The organism is Luteibacter sp. PvP120 (assembly GCF_054055715.1).
Genome location: NZ_JBSRXP010000007.1, coordinates 111,423 through 132,424, shown reverse-complemented (window position 1 = coordinate 132,424; position 21,002 = coordinate 111,423). Strand labels below are relative to the sequence as shown.

The 21,002-nt window shown below is 68.4% G+C and carries 22 protein-coding genes; 14 read left to right on the top strand and 8 right to left on the bottom strand.

Going from position 1 to position 21,002, the window contains the following annotated elements; all coding sequences use genetic code 11:
* Positions 1–20 precede the first annotated feature (20 nt).
* The 6 genes from mlaD to ACVKN3_RS15125 all read right to left on the bottom strand — a co-directional run bounded on the left by mlaD (position 21) and on the right by ACVKN3_RS15125 (position 5,081).
* A complete protein-coding gene (gene mlaD, locus ACVKN3_RS15150) occupies positions 21–896 on the bottom strand; it encodes an outer membrane lipid asymmetry maintenance protein MlaD (RefSeq protein WP_354516036.1) in 876 nt (291 codons plus the stop codon).
* Between the two features lie 58 nt (positions 897–954).
* Positions 955–1,722 carry a lipid asymmetry maintenance ABC transporter permease subunit MlaE gene (gene mlaE / locus ACVKN3_RS15145; protein WP_036139495.1) on the bottom strand — a complete coding sequence of 256 codons (768 nt, stop codon included), beginning with the start codon at positions 1,720–1,722 and terminating at the stop codon, positions 955–957.
* Complete coding sequence (locus ACVKN3_RS15140; protein ID WP_285402983.1) at positions 1,719–2,531, bottom strand: ABC transporter ATP-binding protein; 813 nt, start codon at positions 2,529–2,531, stop codon at positions 1,719–1,721. Before ACVKN3_RS15140 ends, mlaE begins: the two co-directional genes overlap by 4 nt.
* A complete protein-coding gene (gene gmk, locus ACVKN3_RS15135) occupies positions 2,528–3,145 on the bottom strand; it encodes a guanylate kinase (RefSeq protein ID WP_285402982.1) in 618 nt (205 codons plus the stop codon). Before gmk ends, ACVKN3_RS15140 begins: the two co-directional genes overlap by 4 nt.
* A 229-nt stretch (positions 3,146–3,374) precedes the next feature.
* Positions 3,375–4,295: a M14 family metallopeptidase gene (locus tag ACVKN3_RS15130; RefSeq protein WP_354516039.1), complete on the bottom strand. Its 921-nt coding sequence runs from the start codon at positions 4,293–4,295 to the stop codon at positions 3,375–3,377.
* 75 nt (positions 4,296–4,370) lie between these two features.
* Entirely contained in the window at positions 4,371–5,081 is a 711-nt protein-coding gene (locus ACVKN3_RS15125; protein ID WP_285402978.1) for a 4'-phosphopantetheinyl transferase family protein, read from the bottom strand.
* A gap of 47 nt (positions 5,082–5,128) precedes the next feature.
* On the opposite strand from ACVKN3_RS15125, the gene ACVKN3_RS15120 reads away from it, so the two are divergent.
* The gene (locus ACVKN3_RS15120) at positions 5,129–6,955 is read left to right on the top strand and encodes an aminodeoxychorismate synthase component I (protein WP_354516041.1); all 1,827 of its coding nucleotides are present in this window, start codon (positions 5,129–5,131) and stop codon (positions 6,953–6,955) included.
* A gap of 102 nt (positions 6,956–7,057) precedes the next feature.
* Complete coding sequence (locus ACVKN3_RS15115) at positions 7,058–7,951, top strand: MBL fold metallo-hydrolase (protein WP_354516168.1); 894 nt, start codon at positions 7,058–7,060, stop codon at positions 7,949–7,951.
* A gap of 95 nt (positions 7,952–8,046) precedes the next feature.
* On the opposite strand, the gene ACVKN3_RS15110 is transcribed toward ACVKN3_RS15115, so the two are convergent.
* Positions 8,047–8,910: a YicC/YloC family endoribonuclease gene (locus tag ACVKN3_RS15110; protein WP_036139473.1), complete on the bottom strand. Its 864-nt coding sequence runs from the start codon at positions 8,908–8,910 to the stop codon at positions 8,047–8,049.
* A gap of 75 nt (positions 8,911–8,985) precedes the next feature.
* On the opposite strand from ACVKN3_RS15110, the gene rph reads away from it, so the two are divergent.
* The 8 genes from rph to pepQ all read left to right on the top strand — a co-directional run bounded on the left by rph (position 8,986) and on the right by pepQ (position 16,710).
* Entirely contained in the window at positions 8,986–9,717 is a 732-nt protein-coding gene (gene rph / locus ACVKN3_RS15105; protein ID WP_036139471.1) for a ribonuclease PH, read from the top strand.
* The gene (locus ACVKN3_RS15100) at positions 9,714–10,226 is read left to right on the top strand and encodes a GNAT family N-acetyltransferase (protein WP_354516044.1); all 513 of its coding nucleotides are present in this window, start codon (positions 9,714–9,716) and stop codon (positions 10,224–10,226) included. The genes rph and ACVKN3_RS15100 overlap by 4 nt, the downstream gene beginning before the upstream one ends.
* Positions 10,227–10,229: 3 nt before the next feature.
* Complete coding sequence (gene rdgB / locus ACVKN3_RS15095; protein ID WP_285402958.1) at positions 10,230–10,823, top strand: RdgB/HAM1 family non-canonical purine NTP pyrophosphatase; 594 nt, start codon at positions 10,230–10,232, stop codon at positions 10,821–10,823.
* Positions 10,820–11,977, top strand: coding sequence for a radical SAM family heme chaperone HemW (gene hemW / locus ACVKN3_RS15090; protein WP_354516046.1), 1,158 nt, complete (start codon positions 10,820–10,822; stop codon positions 11,975–11,977). Before rdgB ends, hemW begins: the two co-directional genes overlap by 4 nt.
* Before the next feature lie 132 nt (positions 11,978–12,109).
* Positions 12,110–14,335 (top strand): DUF1631 family protein, encoded by a 2,226-nt coding sequence (locus tag ACVKN3_RS15085; RefSeq protein ID WP_354516048.1) that lies wholly within the window; start codon positions 12,110–12,112, stop codon positions 14,333–14,335.
* Entirely contained in the window at positions 14,332–14,679 is a 348-nt protein-coding gene (locus tag ACVKN3_RS15080) for a PilZ domain-containing protein (protein ID WP_285402952.1), read from the top strand. Before ACVKN3_RS15085 ends, ACVKN3_RS15080 begins: the two co-directional genes overlap by 4 nt.
* 16 nt (positions 14,680–14,695) lie before the next feature.
* The gene (locus tag ACVKN3_RS15075; protein ID WP_354516051.1) at positions 14,696–15,352 is read left to right on the top strand and encodes a hypothetical protein; all 657 of its coding nucleotides are present in this window, start codon (positions 14,696–14,698) and stop codon (positions 15,350–15,352) included.
* 38 nt (positions 15,353–15,390) lie between these two features.
* A complete protein-coding gene (gene pepQ / locus ACVKN3_RS15070; RefSeq protein WP_354516053.1) occupies positions 15,391–16,710 on the top strand; it encodes a Xaa-Pro dipeptidase in 1,320 nt (439 codons plus the stop codon).
* Between the two features lie 3 nt (positions 16,711–16,713).
* Here pepQ and ACVKN3_RS15065 read toward each other — a convergent pair whose 3' ends face one another.
* Positions 16,714–17,784 (bottom strand): acyltransferase family protein, encoded by a 1,071-nt coding sequence (locus tag ACVKN3_RS15065; protein WP_285402946.1) that lies wholly within the window; start codon positions 17,782–17,784, stop codon positions 16,714–16,716.
* A 133-nt stretch (positions 17,785–17,917) separates the two neighbouring features.
* On the opposite strand from ACVKN3_RS15065, the gene cydP reads away from it, so the two are divergent.
* The 4 genes from cydP to cydX are packed head-to-tail and all read left to right on the top strand — an operon-like array spanning position 17,918 to position 20,998.
* Entirely contained in the window at positions 17,918–18,136 is a 219-nt protein-coding gene (gene cydP / locus ACVKN3_RS15060; RefSeq protein WP_036139451.1) for a cytochrome oxidase putative small subunit CydP, read from the top strand.
* The gene (locus ACVKN3_RS15055) at positions 18,136–19,704 is read left to right on the top strand and encodes a cytochrome ubiquinol oxidase subunit I (protein ID WP_221174361.1); all 1,569 of its coding nucleotides are present in this window, start codon (positions 18,136–18,138) and stop codon (positions 19,702–19,704) included. Before cydP ends, ACVKN3_RS15055 begins: the two co-directional genes overlap by 1 nt.
* 10 nt (positions 19,705–19,714) lie before the next feature.
* Positions 19,715–20,845, top strand: coding sequence for a cytochrome d ubiquinol oxidase subunit II (cydB, locus tag ACVKN3_RS15050; RefSeq protein ID WP_354516056.1), 1,131 nt, complete (start codon positions 19,715–19,717; stop codon positions 20,843–20,845).
* A gap of 15 nt (positions 20,846–20,860) precedes the next feature.
* Entirely contained in the window at positions 20,861–20,998 is a 138-nt protein-coding gene (cydX, locus tag ACVKN3_RS15045; RefSeq protein WP_285402941.1) for a cytochrome bd-I oxidase subunit CydX, read from the top strand.
* Positions 20,999–21,002 lie beyond the last annotated feature (4 nt).

Here is a 21,002-nt window from a genome sequence, read left to right as displayed (position 1 = left end):
GCGATGTCTCCTGGACCGGCTTACTTCTTGCCGGCGTTATCGGGGTTGGCGCCACCCTGGGGGGCACCGTTCTTGTTGTCGCTCGGCGAGCCGTTCACGAGGAACTTGCCGATCAGGTCTTCCAGCTGCAGCGCGGATTGCGTGAGCACCAGCTCGTCGCCGTCCGCGAGGTATTCCGGCGAGCCGCCCGGCTGGATCGCAACATACTGGCTACCGATCAAACCGCTTGTGAACACCGCCGCGGCCGAGTCATCCGGTATCTGGGAGTAACGCTTGTCGATCGCAAGGGTCACGGTGGCTTCCGTGGCACCCGGCTTGACCAGCACCGACGACACGCTGCCGATCGGCACACCGGCCAGCTTGACCGCCGCGCCCGGCTGCAGGCCACCGATGTTGGTGAAGTTACCGGTGACGTGGAAGGTGCCGCCCAGGCGATCCGGGGCGCTGCCGCCACCGAAGAACTTGCCGAGCATTTCTTCCAGCTGCTGGGCCGGACGGGTGAAGGCGAGCTCGCCGCCAGCCTTCAGCGGGGTCTTCGACTGGCCGTACTGCAGGCCCACGTACTGGTCGCCCAGGAGGCCGCTGGTATAGATCGTCGCGACGGAATCGTCCGGGATGTCCTTCCGGTTGTCGTCGATGGCCAGGGTGACCTTGGCTTCTTCCTTACCCGGGACCAGGTCGATCGACTCGACCGAGCCAACCCGGACACCGGCGACCTTGACCGGCGCGCGCGCCTTCAGCTGGCCGATGTTGGAGAAGCGGGTGGAGACCTCGTAGCTGGAACCGCGGTGCGCGTTGGCCACCGAGGTGGTCTGCGTGGCCAGGTAGGCCAGCGCGGCAAAACCGAGCACGATGAACAGGCCGGTGCCGACGGCATAGGAACGTCTTTGGGTCACGGCACGATCCTCGAAGGGGAAAGAAGGGAAGGGAAAGTCATGGCGGGTCTCCGGTGCCTCAGATCAGGAACGAGGTGAGGACGAAGTCCAGCGCCAGGATGGCGATGGACGAAGCGACCACCGTGCGGGTCGTCGCATAGGCGACGCCCTCGCTGGTGGGCGGCGTGGTGTAGCCCTGGAACACGGCGATCAGCGAGACCACGATGCCGAAGGCGAAGGACTTGAGCAGGACACCGTTGATGATGTCCTTGTGGACGTCGACGGAGGCGGTCATGTTCGACCAGAACGTGCCGTTGTCGATGCCCAGCCAGGTGACGCCGACCAGGTGGCCGCCGAACACGCCCATGGCGCAGAACACGACACCGAGCAGCGGCAGCGCGATCACGCCGGCGAGGAAGCGCGGCGCCACCACGTAGGCGATGGGATCGACCGCCATCATTTCCATGGCATCGAGTTGGTCGGTGGCGCGCATCAGGCCGATTTCCGCCGTCACCGAGGTGCCCGCGCGACCGGCGAACAGCAGCGCGGTGACCACCGGGCCGAGCTCGCGGTAGATGGCGATGGCCACCACGGTACCGGTGGCCGAGGTGCCGCCGAAGATCGACAGCACGTCGTACAGCTGCAGGCCGAGCACCATGCCCACGAACAGGCCGCAGGTCATGACGATGGTGAGGCTCATGGCCCCGACGAACCAGATCTGCCGGAGCGTCTCGCGGAAGTAGCGGAAGCTGCGCGGGATGGCCGCCAGTACGGTGAGCAGGAACAGGCCACTCGCGCCGATCTGGGCGAGGCTGCGGATGACGACGTTGTCGTCCCGGGTGGTCATGCCTTGTCTCCGGGGAAACCGAGCGCGGTGGCGTAATCGCCCGCGGGATACTGGAAGGGAACCGGGCCATCGATCTGCCCGCCGAAGAACTGCGCCGTCCACGGCGAGCCGTCGGTGGCCAGGGTGGCCGGGGCGCCCTGCGCCACGACCTTGCCGTTGGCGATGAGATAGACGTGGTCGGCCACCTTCTGCACCGCGGCCAGTTCGTGCGCCACCAGCACGCTGGTGATGCCGAGGGTTTCGTTGAGCGTGCGGATCAGCAGCAGCACCTGGTTGAGCGCGATGGGATCCAGGCCGACGAAGGGTTCGTCGTACAGGATCAGGGCCGGGTCGAAGACGATGGCGCGGGCCAGCGCCACGCGCCGCGCCATGCCGCCGGAGAGCTCGGTCGGCTCCAGCTTCGCCGCGCCGCGCAGGCCGACCGCCTCGAGCTTGTTCAGCACGATGTTGCGGATCAGTTCCTCGGGCAGGTCGGTGTGCTGGCGCAGGGGAAAGGCGACGTTCTCGAACACGTCGTAATCCGTAAGCAGGGCGGAATTCTGGAAGAGGTAGCCGATCCGCTCGCGCAGGCCGAACAACTTCTCGCGTGACAGCGCGGGGACATTCTGCCCGTCGACCTCCACCGTGCCGGCGTCGCCGCGCATCTGCCCGGTGATGTGCTTGAGCAGGGTGGTCTTGCCGGTGCCGCTGGGACCCATGATCGCGGTGACCTTGCCGCGCGGGATGTCCAGGTCGAGCGCGTCGAAAATGGTCTTGCCGTTGAGCACGGTGGTCAGTCCGCGGATGCGGACGATGGCGTCGTCGGTCATGGGGCCAGCAACTCCTGGATCAGCGTTTCGTGGCGGCGCGCCGCCACGGGCGCGCGCTGGCGTACGGCGCGGACGATCGACTGGAGGTCCGCCAGGGCGTCCTCGAAACGGTCGTTGACGATGATGTAGTCGAACTCGTGCGCGTGGGCGATTTCCTCGCGCGAGTTGAACAGGCGGCGCTCGATCACTTCCGGCGCGTCCGAACCGCGGCCGCGCAGGCGGCGTTCCAGTTCCACCCGCGAGGGCGGCAGGATGAACACGCTGACGCAATCCGGCTTGCCCTGGCGAACCTGCCGCGCGCCCTGCCAGTCGATCTCGAGCAGGACATCGGCGCCGTCGGCGAGTTTTTCCTCTACGACGATGCGGGAGGTGCCGTACAGGTTGCCGTGGACTTCCGCGTGTTCGAGGAAGATGCCGTCGGCGATCTCGCGCTCGAAGTCCGCGCGCTCGACGAAGAAGTAGTGACGGCCGTATTGCTCACCCACGCGCGGGGGGCGCGTGGTGTGCGAGATCGACAGGGAGATGTCCGGCTCGCGCTCCAGCAGGGCGTTGACCAGCGTCGACTTGCCTGCGCCCGAGGGAGCGGCCACCACGAACAGGGTGCCTTCGATCATCCGCGGGTGTCTCGTGGGGGGTTCATGGCCTCTCCGTGAGCCGGCAACAGGCGCTGGCCGGCATGGACCGGGGCGCGTGCCGTGGGGCAAAACGCGATTGTAGCGAAATTATGGCGTGTCCCGGCTTTCGCGAGGGCTTCGGCCGGACGAGGCCGACCTCCCGGCGCGCGTCCGGACTCTCCTACAGTCGCTGGCCAGGCCGGTCGCGGACCCGGCCAGCGGGGCGCCGTCACCCCTGGGCCAGCGCGTAATCGAAGCCGGCCCGCACCGCCGCCACCTGCGCGTCGTTGCACTGCTGCGGCGTAGCCCGCGGGCTGTCCGGGTAGACCTCGGTGGTGGTGACATAGCGGGCATCGGTGATGCCGGCACAGAGTCCGAGAACCTTCACGTCGTATTCGATGACGCCCGGCGCGACGACGGGCGAGCCGATGATCTCGCCCCGCTCATCCGCCGGGGCGATATGGGTGACCTTCGCCACCGCGTCGATCATCACCTTCTGGAAGGCCGGCTGCGGGTTGGCCACGCTATCGACCAGGTAGAACCCGTCGGGAATCTCGCCGGGCTCGTAAGCGGTGCCGTCGCGCGCGGCCAGGGCAGGACGGAACTCCGATTCGTCCGAATCGGTGGTCTCATGCAGGTCGATATGGACCAATACCTTGTCCGCCAACGGCGCCAGCAACCGGACCAGCGCCGCCGACTCCGCCGCCGGGCTGTCCAGGCGGAAGTTGCGGTTGGGGTCGATCGCGTCGGGATTCCAGCGCAGGATGCGCTCGTAGGCCCAGGGGCTGACGCAGGGAACGACCAGCAGGTTGGCCCGGCCGGTGTAGTCGGCGCCGTGGTCGCGAACGAATTGCAGGGCGCCTTCGACACCGCTGGTCTCATAGCCGTGCACGCCGCCGGTCACCAGCAGCACGGGCAAGGCGTCGTTCCAGTCACGGCTGCGGATCGCCAGCAGCGGGTAATGGCCTTCTGCATAGTCGAGCGCACCGTACTCGCCGACCTCGAAACGCTGGCGCAGCGGCTCGATCGCCCCCAGGACATCGTCGGCATAGCTGCGCTTCCTCACCTGGCGGGCGCGCCAGGTGGCGGCGTCCGCCGCGGTCCAGGGCTGGCCGGGCGTACCGACGGGATAGAAGGGGGTAACGTTCATCGTGCGCGACCTTGCGGGTTCGGGTAGCCGCCGAGTGTCCCTGTCCCCGGCCGGCAGCTCAACCCCTGCCCGCGCTCAGTCGCGTTGGCGCTCAGGCGGCCACGCGCAGGTGGTCACCACCGAACGATGGTCGAGGACGCTGAAGCCGAGCCGGACCGACGTGCCGCGCGGCAGCGACGGTGCAAGGTCTTCGGCCACATCCGCCTCGATGATGCCCTCGTCATGCGAGGCGCGCCGCAGTGTCAGTGCCGAAAAGTCGAAGATCCGTCCCACCGTCGCCGCGGTGGCCTTGAAGAAGCTCTCCTTGGCCGAAAACGCGGCCGTCAGCGCCGTCGCGCGATCGGTATGCACGACCAGGTCGACCAGCGCGGCCACCTCGGCCTCGGTCACCACCGAGACGAGGATCGCTTCGATGGCGCTGTCGGACACCACGTCTTCCAGGTCCAGCCCCACGCCGCGAAGTGGCCCCACCGGGAGGGCCACCGCGGCCGCCATGCGGGACGCATGCGTGATGCTGCCGATGAAACCCTCTGGCCAGCACGGCGCCCGCGACGCGGACGTGCCCAGGTCGCCCACGTGGACCCCCGCCGCGGCCAGCGCCGCCAGGGCGACGCGCCGGCCGGCCAGGTACTCAGCGCGCCGCTTGGGCACACTGCGTTCGATGGTGGGCGGACAGGCGATGCCGTAGGCCGCAAACAGCGCCGCATCGGACTCGGCCGGATCGAACGGCACGACGAACGCGTCCGGCAGCCCGCCGGGGTGTCGCGACAGGGATAACCTGGCCATGTCGTGCATCGATCAGTCTTCCATGTGATGGGGCAGCGGGAAACAGTATGCTGCCCGATGTGAACGATAGCCGTGGCCAGGTGATACTCGACAACGCGCGCGACGGATGGGCGGAGGTCTTCTCACGCCCGTCGCGCACGTTCGTGGCACGACAGCCGGCCGACGTGCCCGATACCCTCGCGGCCATGCAGCGCGCGCTGGCCGAGGGCCACTACCTGGCCGGTTATTTCAGCTACGAACTGGGCTATGTCCTGGAACCGCATCTCGGCGACCGGCTACCCGCCGAGCGGCAGGTGCCGCTGATCTGGTTCGGCCAATACGACGAGCCGCCGACGATCCTCCAGGGCGATGCCATCGAAGCGCTCTGGCCGCGGGATCGCGTCTACGCCTCGCCGTTGACGTTCGAATGGGACAGGAATGCTTACCGGAACCGTTTTGACGCGGTCATGGAGGCGATCCGCCGGGGCGACGCCTATCAGGTGAACCTGAGCATGCGCGCGCATTTTCGCGTGACCGGCGATGCCCGCGCGCTCTACGGACAGCTTCGCCATACGTCCGGCGGCGCGCACGGCGCGTTCATCGACGACGGCGAGCGTCAGTTGCTGGGTTTCTCCCCGGAACTGTTCTTCGCCCTCGACGCCGAAGGCACCATGACGACACGCCCCATGAAGGGCACCGTGCCGCGAGGCGCGGACGACGTCACCGATCGGGCCCAGCGCGAGGCGTTGCGGCACAGCCTGAAGAACCGCACCGAAAACCTCATGATCGTCGACCTGATCCGTAACGACCTGGGTCGACTGGCCGTGCCCGGCACGGTGGCGGTGCCCGAACTGTTCACGGTGGAAACCTACCCCACTGTCCACCAGATGACCTCCACCGTGCAGGCGACACTGCCGTCCGGCAGTCCTATCGCGAGCATGCTGGCCGCGCTGTTTCCGTGTGGCTCGATCACCGGTGCGCCGAAGATCCGCGCGATGCAGATCATCCGCGACCTGGAAGCGTCGGCGCGCGGCGCGTATTGCGGTGCCATCGGCCATTTCGCGCCCGATGGCGCAGCCCGCTTCAGCGTGGCGATTCGCACGCTGACCGTCACCGACGGCGTGGGCGAACTGGGCGTCGGCGGCGCAGTGGTCAGCGATTCCGATGCCGACCAGGAATACGACGAGTGCCTGTTGAAGGCGCGTTTCTACGAGGCCGGGCGACGCCCGATCACGCTGCTGGAAACGCTGCCCTACCAGGCCGGGAAATGGCCACGGCTGCACGGGCACCTGCGACGGATGCGCGACGGGGCGCGGGCACTGGGGCTTACCTTCGACCTGTCAGCCGCGACGACTGCACTGCGCAAGGCGACCGCCGACGCCGGGGCGACGACCCGCAAGGTGCGGCTGGTCCTGCACGACGACGGCAGCATGACCGCCGAAAGCACCGCCATGCCACCGACGCCCGATGTCATGCGCTTCGTCATTGCCAGCGGATGCCTGCGCAGCGACGACCCTCTGCGTGGTTACAAAACGGGTTGGCGCGAAACCTACGACGACGCGCTTGCCGAGGCGAAAGCCTGCGGCGCGGATGAGGCCATTTTGCTCAACGAACGCGGCGAGGTATGCGAGGGCTCGTACACCAACCTCTTCATCAAAGACGGGCACGGCCTGCTGACGCCACCGCTGCACACCGGCGCCCTGCCCGGCCGGTTGCGTGCGGCGCTGATCGCGGCCGGGCGATGCCGGGAGGCCGTGCTCACCCTCGACGACCTGGAAAGGGCCGACACGATCTACCTGGGCAATTCGCTTCGCGGCCTGGTAAAGGCGGCTCCCCTATCAGTGCAGCATGCGAGCAAAGCGCGTACGGTCGCCAGCACCCGGCGCGTCGGCTAGCCGCGACGGCCGCGCATACCAATGACTTATCCGCATCCTGCGAGGTAGCGCCTTATGACCGCCGATACGCCCGTCGATCCGAACCTGCAAAGCGCGGTGGCGATGGCTGCCGCCGCACTCGACGATCCAGCGCAGCGCCCGCGAGTCACGTCGTTCTTCGACGAGACCACCTTCACCATCAGCCATGTGGTGCAGGACCCGACGAGTCGCGCCTGCGCGATCATCGACAGCGTGCTGGATTTCGACGCGCCGAGCGGCCGAACGGCGACGACGCATGCGGAAGCCCTGGTGCGATGCGTGGTCGAGCATGACCTGCAGGTGGCGTGGATTCTCGAAACCCACGCGCACGCCGATCACCTGACCGCCGCGCCGTGGCTCCAGCGACAGACCGGTGGGCACCTGGCGATCGGTGCGCAGATCACGGCCGTCCAGCACACCTTCGGGGAGGTGTTCAATGAAGATGAGCGGTTCGTGCGCGACGGCCGCCAGTTCGATCACCTCTTCGACGACGGCGAAACCTTCACGATCGGCGCGCTGCGCGCTATGGCGCTGCATGTGCCCGGACATACGCCGGCATGCATGGCATACGTCATCGGCGACGCCGTCTTCGCGGGCGACACGTTGTTCATGCCGGACTACGGCACGGCGCGCTGCGATTTTCCCGGCGGAAATGCCCGAACACTCTATCGATCGATCCGGCGACTGATGGCGCTCCCCGATGCCACGCGCGTGTTCATGTGCCACGACTACAAGGCGCCAGGCCGCGATCATTACGCATGGGAAAGCAGCATCGGCGCCGAGCGCACCGGCAACGTGCATGTCCATGAGGGCGTGAACGAGGACGCGTTTGTGGTCATGCGTGAGGCCAGGGATGCCACGCTGGCGATGCCGCGACTCCTGCTGCCGTCGATCCAGGTCAACATGCGGGCGGGCCATTTTCCCGAGCCGGATGCGAACGGCGTGCGTTACCTTCGCACGCCGCTGGATCTGCTGTGACCGCCGCCTCGCTTGCGCCCCTGGCGTGGTACTGGCCGGGGCTGGGTGGCGGCATGGCTCTGCACCGGGCGGTCCATACCCGGTCGCGCTGATGCCTACTCGATATTCTGCACCTGCTCGCGCATCTGCTCGATCAGCACCTTCAGCTCCACCGCCGCATTGGTCGTACGCGAATCCACCGACTTCGAGCCCAGCGTGTTCGCCTCGCGGTTGAACTCCTGCATCAGGAAATCGAGGCGGCGACCCACCGGCTCCTTCAGCGCCAGCACGCGGCGGGCTTCGCCGATGTGCGTGGTCAGGCGATCCAGTTCCTCGTCCACGTCCACGCGGGTGATCTGCAGCACCAGCTCCTGCTCGAGGCGGCCCGGCTCTACCGGCTGACGGATATCGGCCAGGCGTCCTTCCAGGCGGGCGCGCAGCGCGGCCTGGATCTCGGGCAGCCACACGCGCACGTCGGCCACGATCCGCTCGATGCCGTCCAGGCGCTCCTTCAGCATCTCGCCCAGCTTTTCTCCCTCGCGGGCACGGGTGTCGTTGAGCGCCACCAGGGCGTGTTCGAGGACATCCAGCAGGGCGACCTGCAATGCGTCGGCATCGGCGTCGGGCTGTTGCAGCACGCCGGGGAAGCGCAGCAGCTCGGTGAACTCGATAGTCATGCGCGGGAAGCGCTGTTCGAAGTCCAGGGCCAGCTCGGACAGGCGCGCCAGCATGGCACCGTTGACCCGGGGGCCTTCGGCGGCGCCGGGCTCGGCGCGCAGGCGCACGGTGATATCCACCTTGCCGCGGGACAGCCGGGCACCGATCCGCTCGCGCAGGGCGCTTTCGAAGCTGCGCATGTCCTCGGGCAGCCGCGGGCTGATCTCCAGGTAGCGGTGGTTCACGGTACGCAGCTCGCAGGTGAGCGTGCCGGACGGGCCCGCGCGCTCGGCGGAGGCGTAGGCGGTCATGCTGCGGATCATGGGGGGCTCGCTTGCGCGTGGAGGAAAGGCGCAATGGTAAACTGACCCACCGCCCGCGCCCAAATCAGGCTTTCCATGACCCTTTCCCGTCCCAGCGGCCGCGCCGCCGACCAGCTGCGCGCCGTCACCATCGAGCGCCACTACACCCGCCACGCCGAGGGCTCCGTCCTGGTGTCCTTCGGTGACACCAAGGTGCTCTGCACCGCCTCGGTCGAGGAACGCGTACCACCGTGGCTGCGCGGCAAGGGCGAGGGCTGGGTCACCGCCGAGTACGGCATGTTGCCCCGCGCCACCACCGACCGTAACCAGCGCGAAGCCGCGCGCGGCGGCCAGGGTGGCCGCACCATGGAGATCCAGCGCCTGATCGGCCGCTCGCTGCGTGCCTGCGTCGATCGCGCCGCCCTGGGCGAGCGGGTCATCACGCTGGACTGCGACGTGATCCAGGCCGACGGCGGCACCCGCACCGCGGCCATCACCGGTGCCTATGTGGCCCTGGTCGATGCCGTATCCACCCTTACCCGGCGCAACGCGATCAAGCGCAATCCGATCCTCGGCGCCATCGCCGCGGTCTCGGTGGGCGTCTACAACGGCGTGCCCGTGCTCGACCTCGATTATGCCGAGGACTCCAACTGCGACACCGACATGAACGTGGTGATGAACGACGGCGGTGGCTTTATCGAGGTGCAGGGCACGGCCGAGGGCCATGCCTTCCGCCGCGACGAGATGAACCTCATGCTCGACCTGGCCGCCAAGGGCATCCAGGACCTGGTGATCGCGCAGCGCGCGGCGCTGGAGTCCACGCCATGACCGAGGTGCGCGCGGCCACCGACGCGGACCTGGATGCCATCGTCGCCATCCACACCGCGGCGTTCGGGCGCGACACGGAGGCGACCCTGGTGCGTCGGCTGGTCGACGCCGGCCGGGCCACGGTGTCGCTGGTCGCGGTCGATGAGGACGACACGGTGCTGGGCCATGTGCTGCTGTCGCCGGTGACCATCGAGGAAGGGGACGACGGCAAGGCCCTCGGACTTGCGCCGGTGGCCGTGCATCCGGACCACCAGCGCCAGGGCATCGGCCACGCGTTGATCGAGGAAGGCATCGGCGCCTGCTTCGTCCAGGATGCGCGTGCCGTGTTCGTGCTGGGTTCGCCGGCGTATTACACGAAATTCGGTTTCGGCAAGGCGTCGGCGCACGGCCTGCACGATACCTACGAGGGCGGTAACGCCTTCCAGGTGCTGCCGCTGACCGTCGACGGTCTGGCGGGCTATCGCGGACGCGTCGACTACGCGCCGGAATTCGCCGAAGGGGGGCTCTGAGCCATGCGCCTCGTGCTTGCCTCCAGCAACGCCGGCAAGGTGGTCGAACTGGAACAACTGCTCGCCGGCAGCGGCGTGGAGCTGGTGCCGCAGATCCGCCTGGGCGTCACCGACGCCGACGAAACCGGCCTGACCTTCGTCGAGAACGCCCTGCTCAAGGCACGGCATGCCGCACGCCTGACCGGCCTGCCCGCGCTGGCCGACGATTCCGGCCTCTGCGTGGATGCCCTGAACGGCGCGCCCGGCCTCTATGCCGCGCGCTATGCAGGCACCCACGGCGACAGCGCGGCCAACAACGCGAAGCTGCTGCGCGAGCTGGCCGGCATGCCGGCCGCCCGGCGCACGGCGTATTTCATCGCCGTGCTGGTGGTGCTCCGGCACGCGGACGATCCGGCCCCGCTGATCGCGGAGGGCCGCTGGCACGGGCGCATCCTCGAGGCACCACGCGGCGAGGGCGGCTTCGGCTACGACCCGCTGTTCCTTCCCGACGGCCATGACGTGAGCGCGGCGGAACTGGACTTCGCCCTGAAGAACCGCCTCAGCCACCGTGGCCAGGCACTGGACGTGCTCAAGGCGCGTTTCGCCGAACTGGCATGACACTGACTCCCCCGCCGCTGTCGCTGTACGTCCACATGCCGTGGTGCGTGCGCAAGTGCCCGTACTGCGATTTCAACTCGCATGGCGTGCGCGGAACGCCGGCCTATGGGGAGTACGTGGACGCCCTGCTGGCCGACCTCGACGCCGACCTGCGCGACATGGGCGAGGCCCTGCACGGGCGCACCGTCGGCACCGTGTTCTTCGGCGGCGGCACGCCAAGCCTGTTCTCGCCCGAACTGGTCGGTCGCTTCCTCGACGGGGCGAAGGCGCGCCTGCCCTTCGCCGCCGAGGCGGAGGTGACGCTGGAGACCAATCCCGGCACGGTGGAGCATGGCCGCTTCGACGGTTACCTCGCCGCCGGCATCAACCGCATCTCCTTCGGCGTGCAGAGCTTCGATAACGCCAAGCTGCACCGGCTGGGCCGCATCCACTCCGCGGGCGAAGCGGTGAAGGCCGTGCGCAGCGCGCAGGACGCCGGGCTGGACAACATCAACATCGACCTGATGTACGCCCTGCCGGACCAGGACCTGGCCGGCGCACTGGACGATGTCGACCAGGCGGTGGCGCTGGCACCAACGCATATCTCGCATTACCAGCTCACCCTCGAACCGAACACGGCCTTTGCCGCCAACCCGCCCCCACTGCCCGACGACGACGCGGCGTGGACGATCCAGGAGGCCTGCGAGGTGCGCCTGGCCGACGCGGGCTTCGGTCAATACGAGGTGTCGGCGTATGCCCGGCCGGGACGTCGCTGCGCGCACAACCTCAACTACTGGCGGTTCGGCGACTACCTGGGCATCGGTGCCGGTGCGCACGGCAAGATCAGCGACGTCGGTGGCGTGCGTCGGCGCTGGAAGACCCGCCTGCCGGCGGCGTACCTCGCTGCCGCTGGCCAGCCGGCGCGCATCGGTGGCGACAGCTACGTCGATGCGGACGACCTTCCCTTCGAGTACATGCTCAACGCCTTGCGCCTGATCGACGGCGTACCGATGGCGGACTTTACCGAGCGCACGGGGCTCGCCCCCGACGCCATCGCGGGCGGATTGATGCGTGCCCGCGGGCGCGGCTGGCTGGTGGACGATCCGACCGTCCTGCGGACGACCGCACTCGGCCAGCGCTTCCTCAACGACGTGATCGAAGCCTTCATGAGCTGAACGGCCGTCGCGCCCGGCCACGCCAAATCTGCCTAGTTCTTACGCCCTACGCCGAATGCACGCAGCGGTTCCGCTGGCGCCACCTCCTTCGCCAACCTAAACTTGCGCTGAAGGTCGAGGAGGACCTTACCCATGAACGCAGGCACTCCCCCGCCACACGGCAGGACGGGACCGTATCCCGTCGCCCTTTCGCCACGCGCCGAATGCGAAGCGCAGCAGGGGCTTTCGCTGTGCCTGACGTGGCTGGACGTGCCGCTGCGGGAGTCGCTGCGCGAATTCGACCGGCGTCTTTTCGCCGTGGCAGAGAGCAGCCGCAATCACCTTGAGCAGCAGGCCTGCTTCGAAAGCCGCGGCATCGTGGAGCGCGAGGGCGCCGCCTTTCGCAACCGGTTCGCCGCGCACCTGACCGAGGGGTTCCGCGGCTTGGGCCAGGTAACCGACGCCGCACCGACGCGGGGCGAATCGCTGGCCACGGGACTGAGTCTGGTCGATCCGGAAGACCAGGAGATCGACGGTGCGCTGGCCAGCATGGCCTCGCGCGGTGAAGCGCGCAGCGCCAGCAGCCTGTTCGAACTGGGCTACCGGTTGGCCGTCCTGGCCGGCACGCCGCCGCTGGAGGGTGAGGCCCTGCCCGCCGGCCCGCGCGCGCTGGCAGCGGCACTGAAAGCGGCGGTCCGGCCCCTGCCGTTGACCACCGCGCATCGCCTGATCCTTTTCCAGTCGGTGGATGCGCGCGTGCTGGCGCAGAGCGAATCCTTCTACGGCGCCCTCAACGAGCATTACCGCACGCGCGGCATCCTGCCGGGGTTTCGCGTGTATCCCAACGTGCGCGTGTCCGCGCCGCCGGCCGTCGAGCGCCGTTCCCGACCGCGTGAGGCCCCGGCGTCGCTGCCCGGTGCAGGCGTCGGCGGCGAGGCCATGCCCGGGACATCCGCGGAAGGACACATCGGTGTACTGGAAGGCCTGCGCAACCTGCTGACCACCCGCCTGCAAACCGGCCACGTGACCGGCTTCGCCGCCGGCCGTATCGCCTCGGACGACGAACTGCAGACGGCGCTGATGGCCCTGCAGGGCCACGTCAGCGATGTCACCGGTGCCGCGCAGCGCGAGATCCGCAGCGCACAGGCCCTGCGCGACGAACTCCTGGCCCAGATGGATCGCACCCGGCCGTCGGGTTCGCCGCCAGCCGAACTGTCGTCCGAGCAGGGCGACACGGTGGAACTGACCGCCCTGCTGTTCGAGAACCTGGGCCAGCAGGTGGCTGCGGCCAGCCCGGCCCGCGCCGTGCTGGGTGGCCTGCAGTGGCCCATGCTGCGCGCGGCAGTGAACGACCGCGGCTTCTTCGACCAGCCCGAGCACCCCGCGCGCCGCCTGCTGGATACCGTGGGCGAGGCCGCTCACCAGTGGCTCGACCCCGCCGACGGCGAACCGGATGCCGCGCTGATCGACCGGCTGGAACGGCTGGTCATGCAGGCCAGCCACGCCCAGGTGATCGACCCCGCATGGCGGGCCGATATCGAGCAGCAGATCGCCCTGCTGGCGCGCAAGGCGCATGTCGCCGAGCGCCGCCAGATCGAGGCGATGGAAGGGCGGGACCGGCTGGAACGGGCGCGCCAGCGCGCCACCGACATCATGGACGAGCGCATGGTGAAGGACGCCACGCCACGCGGGGTGCTGCGCATCCTGCTGGAGCGCACCTGGGCCGACGTGATCGCCCTGCATATCCTGCGGGGCGGTGAAAACGGCGAGGCGTTCCTGCACTGCCTGGGGGTCACGGACCAGTTGCTGGGCCGCCGCCCCATCGCGGACGTGCAGAAGCTGCGTGCCGACGTGGAGCGCGGCCTGGAACACCTGGGCATGCATTCAGCCGAAGCCTCGCAGGTGGCCGGCGGGCTGTTCGAACCCGCGGGGCACGACACGGCCGATACCGACCTGGCCCCCACCGAAGTCGCCCTGCGCCTCAAGCAGCGCCCGCGCCTGGGCGAAGGCACCGCGCACGGCGATGTTCTCGCGCCGGTGGCACCGACCGCACTGGACGAGGCCGCGCAGCACGTCTACGACGGCTTCGCCACCTTGCGCTTCGGCACCTGGTTCACGTTCACCCAACCCGACGGCAGCGAGTCCCGGCGCAAGCTGGCCTGGTTCTCGCCCGCCACCGGGCGCTGCCTGTTCGTCACGCCGCGCGGCGGCCGCACCGAAGACATCGACCTCACCCGGCTGGCCCGCCTGATCGCCACGAACCAGGCGCGGGAATGGAAAGAGCAACGGGTGTCCCTCATCGATCGCGCCTGGCACGCCATCGCCCGCAACCTGCGCCGCGACAGCGGCGACACCCGGCGCATGGCAGGCAACGCATGAACCGCGACTTCGAACAACGCCGAGCGCCGCGCAAGCACGCCAACTCGCCCATGCCGATCGTGGATGGGATGACCGACCGCGTGCTCGGCCAGCTGGTCAACCTGTCGGCTACGGGGCTGATGCTGTTGGGGTCCCATGCGCCGCGTAGCGGGGCGGTGCACCAGGTGACCTTCATGCTGCCGGGCATCCAGCAGGCGGAATACCGCGCGGAGATCGGCATCCAGGAGCAATGGCACGAACCGGCCGCCGCGGCGGGCCAATTCTGGTCCGGTTACCGCATCGTGGCCGCTAGCGACGACGACGTGCGCGCCATCGATGAATGGATCGGCCCTCCGGCGGACTGAACGGAAGCCTTTGTCCATGCTTTACGACGCACCGCGTGGGGGGTCACCATCGCTGCTCATGAGCGATGCCACCACCATCCTGGTCGATACCGAACTCGAACGCGACGACGCCGCGGCGGCCGCCATGGCGCTGTATCGCCGCCTGGTCGGCGACGGCAGCATCGGCGCGCTGCCCACCCACGGGGCCGACCCGTATTTCCCCTTGCTCGAGGGCAGTTTCCTCGCCGGCAGCGGGGTGCGCGCCATCGGCCTGCATGCCAGCGCGCACCGCTGGCGCGAGGACGACACCGGCGGCGCCATGCTGATCGAGGGCGGACGCGAGAACGGCATCTTCTGCCCGTACGACGGCAGCTTCCGCATCCGCTGCCCGGAATGCGACCAGCCGCTGGCCCCCGGCGACGAGGGCAGCGAAGCCCTCGAGGAAGCCCTGGCCATCTGGTGCGAATCGCCCGATTCGGCTTACGTGGCCTGCCCCGCCTGCGCGAACTGGACCCCGCTGACCCAGTGGCGGTCGCCCACCCACGATTTTGCGGTGGGGCACTTCGCCATCACGCTGTATGGTGCCCACCTGCACGCGCTGACCGGCGGTGGCGACGACCATGCCGCCACGCTGCTTCGCCACCGCCTGGGCGATCTGGCCAGCGACTACGCCGTGGTGTTCGCGCGCGCATGACGGTAGCGCTCCACCCCTTCCCATCCCCGGAGATTCCCATGAACGACGCGCTGGCCGCCCTGTATCCCCAGCACCTCGCCACGCTGCGCGAGCGCACCGACACCGCGCTAGCGCGCGGCGGCTTCGAGCATCTGGTCGTGCCGGCCGGTTGCCCGATCACGAAGTTCCTCGACGACCTGGACTACCCGTTCGTGGTCAATCCGCACTTCAAGCACTGGTTGCCGCTGCTGGACGCGCCGGGCAGCTGGCTGGTGTACACCCCGGGGGAGAAACCCAGGCTGGTGTTCCTGCAGCCGCGCGACTACTGGCATGTGGTGCCGCAAGCGCCGCAGGGCTACTGGGTAGACCAGTTCGACATCGTGGTGGTGCGCAAGCCCGCCGATGCGATCGCGGAACTTCCCTCGCCGGCCCGCAGCGCCATCATCGGCGACCGCGACTGCGGGTTCGACCAGGTGTGCGCCAACAACCCGCCGGCGGTCATCGACCACCTGCATTACCACCGCGCATACAAGACGCCCTACGAGCTGGAACTGATGCGCGAGGCGAGCCGCCGCGGCACCCGCGGGCATCGTGCCGCGGAGCATGCCTTCCGTGAGGGCGCCAGCGAGCTGGGCATCCACCAGGCCTACCTGGCGGCGGTGGGCCAGCTCGACGCCGAGCTGCCTTATGCCAGCATCGTCGGCCTCAACGAGCACGGCGCCGTGCTGCACTACACGAACTTCGATCGCCACGCGCCGGCGGAGAGCCGCTCGTTCCTGATCGACGCCGGTGCCGGCGCCTCGGGTTACGCCAGCGACATCACGCGCACCTACGCCGGCCGCGATGCCGGTGAATTCCAGGCGTTGATCGATGCCGTGGACGCCGCGCAGCAATCGTTCGTCGCCCGCGTGCGTCCCGGCCAGAGCTACCCCGACCTGCACGTGCACGCGCACCATGCGCTGGCCGGTGTGCTGCGCGATCATGGTTTCATCCGCATGAGCCCCGAGAGCGCCGTCGAGTCCGGCGTGTCGTCCGCGTTCTTTCCGCACGGGCTGGGCCATGGCATCGGCCTGCAGGTGCACGACGTGGGTGGCTTCCAGGCGGCGGAAACCGGCGGCACCATCGCCAAGCCGGAAGGCCACCCCTACCTGCGCCTGACGCGCCCACTGGAAGCGGGCATGGTGGTGACCATCGAGCCGGGCATCTACTTCATCGACATGCTGCTGGCCGAGCTGAAGGACAAGCCGTTCGCCGACGACATCGACTGGGCCCGGGTGGACGCGTTCCGCCCGTACGGTGGCATCCGCATCGAGGACGACGTGGTCTGCCGCGAAGGCGAGCCGGAAAACCTGACCCGGGATGCCTTCGCCCTGCTTTAGGCGTCACACCTTCAGGTAGATGCCGCGGCGGTCCATGCCGCGGACGATCAGCCACCACAGCGCGACGAACACGACACCCCACGCCGCCGACGGCACGTAAGGGCCGAACAGCGGCGTCATCCACCCCGCAAAGGCCACGCGGTACAGCGGTGCGGTAACGCCCAGTGCGATCAGCAGGTACACCATGAGCCCGGATCCGGCATAGGCGGCGATGGCGTTCAGGCCGAACGTCCTGCCGGGCACCCGCCAACCGCGCACGTCGACGAGGACGTGCATGAGCGCGAGGATCGCGAACGACCAGCCCGCGGCCCACAGCACGTAGCCAGGCGTCCAGAGGTTCTTGTTCCACGGCCACACCCCCTGCAGGGCCCAGCCGGCCAGCGCGCACACCACGGCCGCGCCAAGCAGGTGACGCCACGCGCCCCGGCGCAGCCAGGTACCCGCGCGTACGCCGATCAGGGTGGTGACCAGCGCCGGCAAGGTGGCCAACAGGCCTTCCGGATCGTGCCCGCGGCCGGTAACGGCATCCACGACGTAGACGAACGGCCCGAACACGGCGCTGTCGAGACGGCTCACCCAGTTCGTCCACGGCGCCATGCCGCCGGCAAGCAACACGGCCCCATAAAGCACCAGCAACGCCACGCCGACAAGGTCGCGCGCGGCGCCGCGCACGTGAATGGCCAGCAGCGCGGCCAGGGCGAAACACAGGCCGATACGCTGCAGCACGCCCGGCAGGCGCAGGTGTGCCTCGGGGATGGCGAGCCAGGCGACGACGTTGAGCAACAGGCCCAGGCCGACGATGCGCAGCGCGCGGCGTATCGCCGCACGCCGGATCGGCGGCCTGGCCGCGCCAGCCTCGATCCGCGGCACGATCGCCAGCGCGATCGACACGCCAACGATGAAGAGGAACAGCGGGAAGACGAGGTCGGTCGGCGTGAATCCGTTCCACGCGGCGTGCTCCAGCGGCCACCAGACATGGCCCCAGTCGCCGGGATCGTTGACCAGCAGCATGGCGGCCACCGTGAGCCCGCGGACGACGTCCACCGAGCCATAGCGCATGGGGGTCTGTGACATACCGGATCGGGGTTCCCGCGGGGCGTGAAGGAAGCATACGCGATCAGTCCGTTGCGACAATCGGCCACCCATCGCGGCGGCCGATGCGGGCATACGATGCCGTCAGTTCTCCAAGAATCCAGGAGTCGCAACCGTGGTTGTCGACCGCCCACCCCTCCGTCGTCGCTGGCGCGACCGGCCGCTGAAGCGCCTCGTGCTCGAGCTCGCGGTCATCATCGTCGCCAAGCTGGCCCTGCTGATGCTCATCTGGTACGTGGCCATCCGGCCGCTGCCCCGTGCGGATGTGTCGCCCGCAGGCGTCGGCCGTGCCTTCTCACCCGTCTCCGCCTCCACCCAGGAACCCCACCCATGATCGTCGACCCCGATGTCGTCGGCCTGTCGCGCTTCCAGTTCGCGCTGACAGCGCTTTATCACTTCCTCTTCGTGCCCCTCACGCTCGGGCTCGCCTTCATGCTCGCGATCATGGAGAGCGTGTACGTGATGACGCGCCGCGAGGTATGGAAACGCATGACCCAGTTCTGGGGCGTGCTGTTCGGCATCAATTTCGCCATGGGCGTGGCTACCGGCGTCACCATGGAATTCCAGTTCGGCACCAACTGGGCCTACTACTCGCATTACGTCGGCGACATCTTCGGCGCGCCGCTGGCGATCGAAGGCATGATGGCGTTCTTCCTGGAAGGCACGCTGGTCGGGCTGTTCTTCTTCGGCTGGGATCGCATCTCGCCGGTCAAGCACATGCTGGTGACCTGGTTCCTCGCCCTGGCGACCAGCCTCTCCGCGCTGTGGATCCTGATCGCGAACGCATGGATGCAGAACCCCGTGGGCGCCGCCTTCAACGCGCAGACCATGCGCATGGAGGTGACCTCGTTCTCCGAGGTGATCTTCAACCCGGTGGCCCAGGCCAAGTTCGTGCACACGGTGAGCGCGGGCTACACCATGGGTGCGATGTTCGTCCTGTCGATCAGCGCGTGGTACCTGCTGCGCGGACGCAACATCGAGTTCGCCAAACGCTCGATCACGGTGGCGGCCAGCTTCGGCCTCGCCGCGTCACTGTCGGTGGTCGTGCTGGGCGACGAGTCCGGTTATACCATTTCCGAAAACCAGAAGATGAAGATGGCCGCCATCGAGGCCATGTGGGAAACCGAACCGGCGCCCGCGTCGTTCACGCTGTTCGGCCTGCCCGACGTGAAGAACCACACCACCCATGCCGCCGTCACGGTGCCCTGGGTGATGGGCCTGATCGGCACCCGCTCCATCGACGAGCCCATCCCCGGCATCCGCAACCTCGTGGAGGATGCCAAGGTCCGCATCGGTGAGGGCATCAAGGCGTACGACGCCATGCTGGTGCTGCGCGAGAACAAGGACGATGCGCAGGCGCGGGCGATCCTGGCGGCACACGACAAGGACATGGGCTACGCGCTGCTGTTGAAACGCTTCATGGACGATCCGCGCAAGGCCACCCCGGCCGACATCCAGCGCGCCGCCGACAGCACCATTCCCAACGTGCCGGTGCTGTTCTGGTCGTTCCGCATCATGGTGGCCTGCGGCCTCTACTTCATCGGGCTGTTTGCCTATGCGTTCTGGCGCGCCAGCAAGCGCCGCCTGGATGGACGCCGCTTCCTCACCGCCGCGCTGTGGAGTTTGCCGCTGCCCTGGGTGGCCGCGGAGCTGGGCTGGGTGGTCGCTGAATACGGCCGGCAGCCCTGGGCGATCGAGGGCGTGCTGCCCACCGCGCTGGGCGCCTCGTCGCTCACCGCCGGCCAGGTGTGGATCTCGATCGGCGGCTTCGCCCTGTTCTACACCGCACTGGCCATCGTCGACGGTTACCTGATGCTGAAGTTCGCACGCAAGGGCCCGGACGGCCTGGGCATGTGGCCGCATCGTGCCGACGCCCTCCCCGCCACCGCGCAAACGGCCTGAGGTCAACACCATGTTCGACTACGACACCCTTCGCATCATCTGGTGGGCCCTGATCGGCGTGCTGCTGATCGGCTTCGCCATCATGGACGGCTTCGACTTCGGCGTGGCCGCGCTGCTGCGCGTGCTGGGCCGCGATCCGCACGAACGCAGCGTGCTGCTGGAAACCATCGAGCCCACGTGGGAAGGCAACCAGGTGTGGTTCATCCTCGGCGGCGGCGCGGTGTTCGCCGCGTGGCCGCTGCTGTACGCAGCCTCGTTCTCCGGTCTGTACGTCGCGATGTTCGTGCTGCTGGTGGCCTTCATCATCCGGCCCGTCGGCTTCAACTTCCGCGAGAAGGTGGACGACCCGCGCTGGCAACTGGTCTGGGACAGCTGCCTGATCGCCTCCGGCGTCATCGTGATGCTGGTCTGCGGCGTCGCCTTCGGCAACCTGTTCCTCGGCCTGCCCTTCCACTACGACGGCGATCTGCGGATGACCTGGGACGGCAGCTTCTTCCAGTTGTTCCGCCCGTTCGCCCTGTTGTCCGGCCTGGTCAGCCTGAGCATGCTGCTGGCCCATGGCGCGTGCTGGGCGGCGATGAAAGCCGACCATGTGATCGCCGAGCGCGCGGCGAAAATCGCCCGCATCACGTCGCTGGCCTATCTGCTGCTGTTCGCCCTGGCGGGTGTCTGGCTGGCCTATGGCATTCCAGGTTTCGCCATCTCGGGGCCCATCCCCGCCAACGGGGTGTCAAACCCGCTGGGCAAGCATGTCGTCATCGGGGGCACGTGGTTCGCCGGTTATGCGACGCACCCCGCGTTCTGGGCGGCACCCGCACTGGCACTCATCGGCGCGCTGGGCGTACAGGCCTTCGTCGGCCGGCGCGGCTTCGCCGGGTTCTTTTCCAGCTCGCTCGCGGTCGCCGGCACCATCCTGTCGGCGGGTTTCGCGCTGTTCCCGTTCCTCATGCCCTCGGCCACCTTCCCCGTGTCCAGCCTCACCGTATGGGACGCCTCGTCCAGCCGCGGCACGCTGTGGCTGATGCTCGGCGTCACGGTGGTGTTCATCCCGCTGATCCTGCTCTACACGGGCTGGGTGTATCGCGTGATGCGCGGCCGCGTCACCCTCGAACACGTGCGCAAGTCGCACAACATGTACTGAAGGAGCAACGACACCATGTGGTATTTCGCCTGGATACTCGGCCTGGGACTGGCCTGCAGCTTCGCCGTGCTCAATGCGATGTGGTACGAGGTGCACTCGGACGACGACGCGAGCCGGAAGCGCGACCCGATGCCGAAGCACGAGGGGCATTGATCCG

What these genes read in the sequence shown, in the direction of transcription:
- ACVKN3_RS15100 (WP_354516044.1), top strand. Translation starts at nt 9,714, where the DNA reads ATGACCGAGGTGCGCGCGGCCACCGACGCGGACCTGGATGCCATCGTC.
- ACVKN3_RS15125 (WP_285402978.1), bottom strand. Translation starts at nt 5,081, where the DNA reads ATGGCCAGGTTATCCCTGTCGCGACACCCCGGCGGGCTGCCGGACGCG.
- ACVKN3_RS15140 (WP_285402983.1), bottom strand. Translation starts at nt 2,531, where the DNA reads ATGACCGACGACGCCATCGTCCGCATCCGCGGACTGACCACCGTGCTC.
- ACVKN3_RS15085 (WP_354516048.1), top strand. Translation starts at nt 12,110, where the DNA reads ATGAACGCAGGCACTCCCCCGCCACACGGCAGGACGGGACCGTATCCC.
- ACVKN3_RS15120 (WP_354516041.1), top strand. Translation starts at nt 5,129, where the DNA reads ATGCTGCCCGATGTGAACGATAGCCGTGGCCAGGTGATACTCGACAAC.
- ACVKN3_RS15075 (WP_354516051.1), top strand. Translation starts at nt 14,696, where the DNA reads ATGCTTTACGACGCACCGCGTGGGGGGTCACCATCGCTGCTCATGAGC.
- rph (WP_036139471.1), top strand. Translation starts at nt 8,986, where the DNA reads ATGACCCTTTCCCGTCCCAGCGGCCGCGCCGCCGACCAGCTGCGCGCC.
- cydB (WP_354516056.1), top strand. Translation starts at nt 19,715, where the DNA reads ATGTTCGACTACGACACCCTTCGCATCATCTGGTGGGCCCTGATCGGC.
- ACVKN3_RS15130 (WP_354516039.1), bottom strand. Translation starts at nt 4,295, where the DNA reads ATGAACGTTACCCCCTTCTATCCCGTCGGTACGCCCGGCCAGCCCTGG.
- mlaE (WP_036139495.1), bottom strand. Translation starts at nt 1,722, where the DNA reads ATGACCACCCGGGACGACAACGTCGTCATCCGCAGCCTCGCCCAGATC.
- gmk (WP_285402982.1), bottom strand. Translation starts at nt 3,145, where the DNA reads ATGATCGAAGGCACCCTGTTCGTGGTGGCCGCTCCCTCGGGCGCAGGC.
- pepQ (WP_354516053.1), top strand. Translation starts at nt 15,391, where the DNA reads ATGAACGACGCGCTGGCCGCCCTGTATCCCCAGCACCTCGCCACGCTG.
- ACVKN3_RS15115 (WP_354516168.1), top strand. Translation starts at nt 7,058, where the DNA reads ATGGCTGCCGCCGCACTCGACGATCCAGCGCAGCGCCCGCGAGTCACG.
- ACVKN3_RS15110 (WP_036139473.1), bottom strand. Translation starts at nt 8,910, where the DNA reads ATGATCCGCAGCATGACCGCCTACGCCTCCGCCGAGCGCGCGGGCCCG.
- cydX (WP_285402941.1), top strand. Translation starts at nt 20,861, where the DNA reads ATGTGGTATTTCGCCTGGATACTCGGCCTGGGACTGGCCTGCAGCTTC.
- hemW (WP_354516046.1), top strand. Translation starts at nt 10,820, where the DNA reads ATGACACTGACTCCCCCGCCGCTGTCGCTGTACGTCCACATGCCGTGG.
- ACVKN3_RS15065 (WP_285402946.1), bottom strand. Translation starts at nt 17,784, where the DNA reads ATGTCACAGACCCCCATGCGCTATGGCTCGGTGGACGTCGTCCGCGGG.
- rdgB (WP_285402958.1), top strand. Translation starts at nt 10,230, where the DNA reads ATGCGCCTCGTGCTTGCCTCCAGCAACGCCGGCAAGGTGGTCGAACTG.
- ACVKN3_RS15080 (WP_285402952.1), top strand. Translation starts at nt 14,332, where the DNA reads ATGAACCGCGACTTCGAACAACGCCGAGCGCCGCGCAAGCACGCCAAC.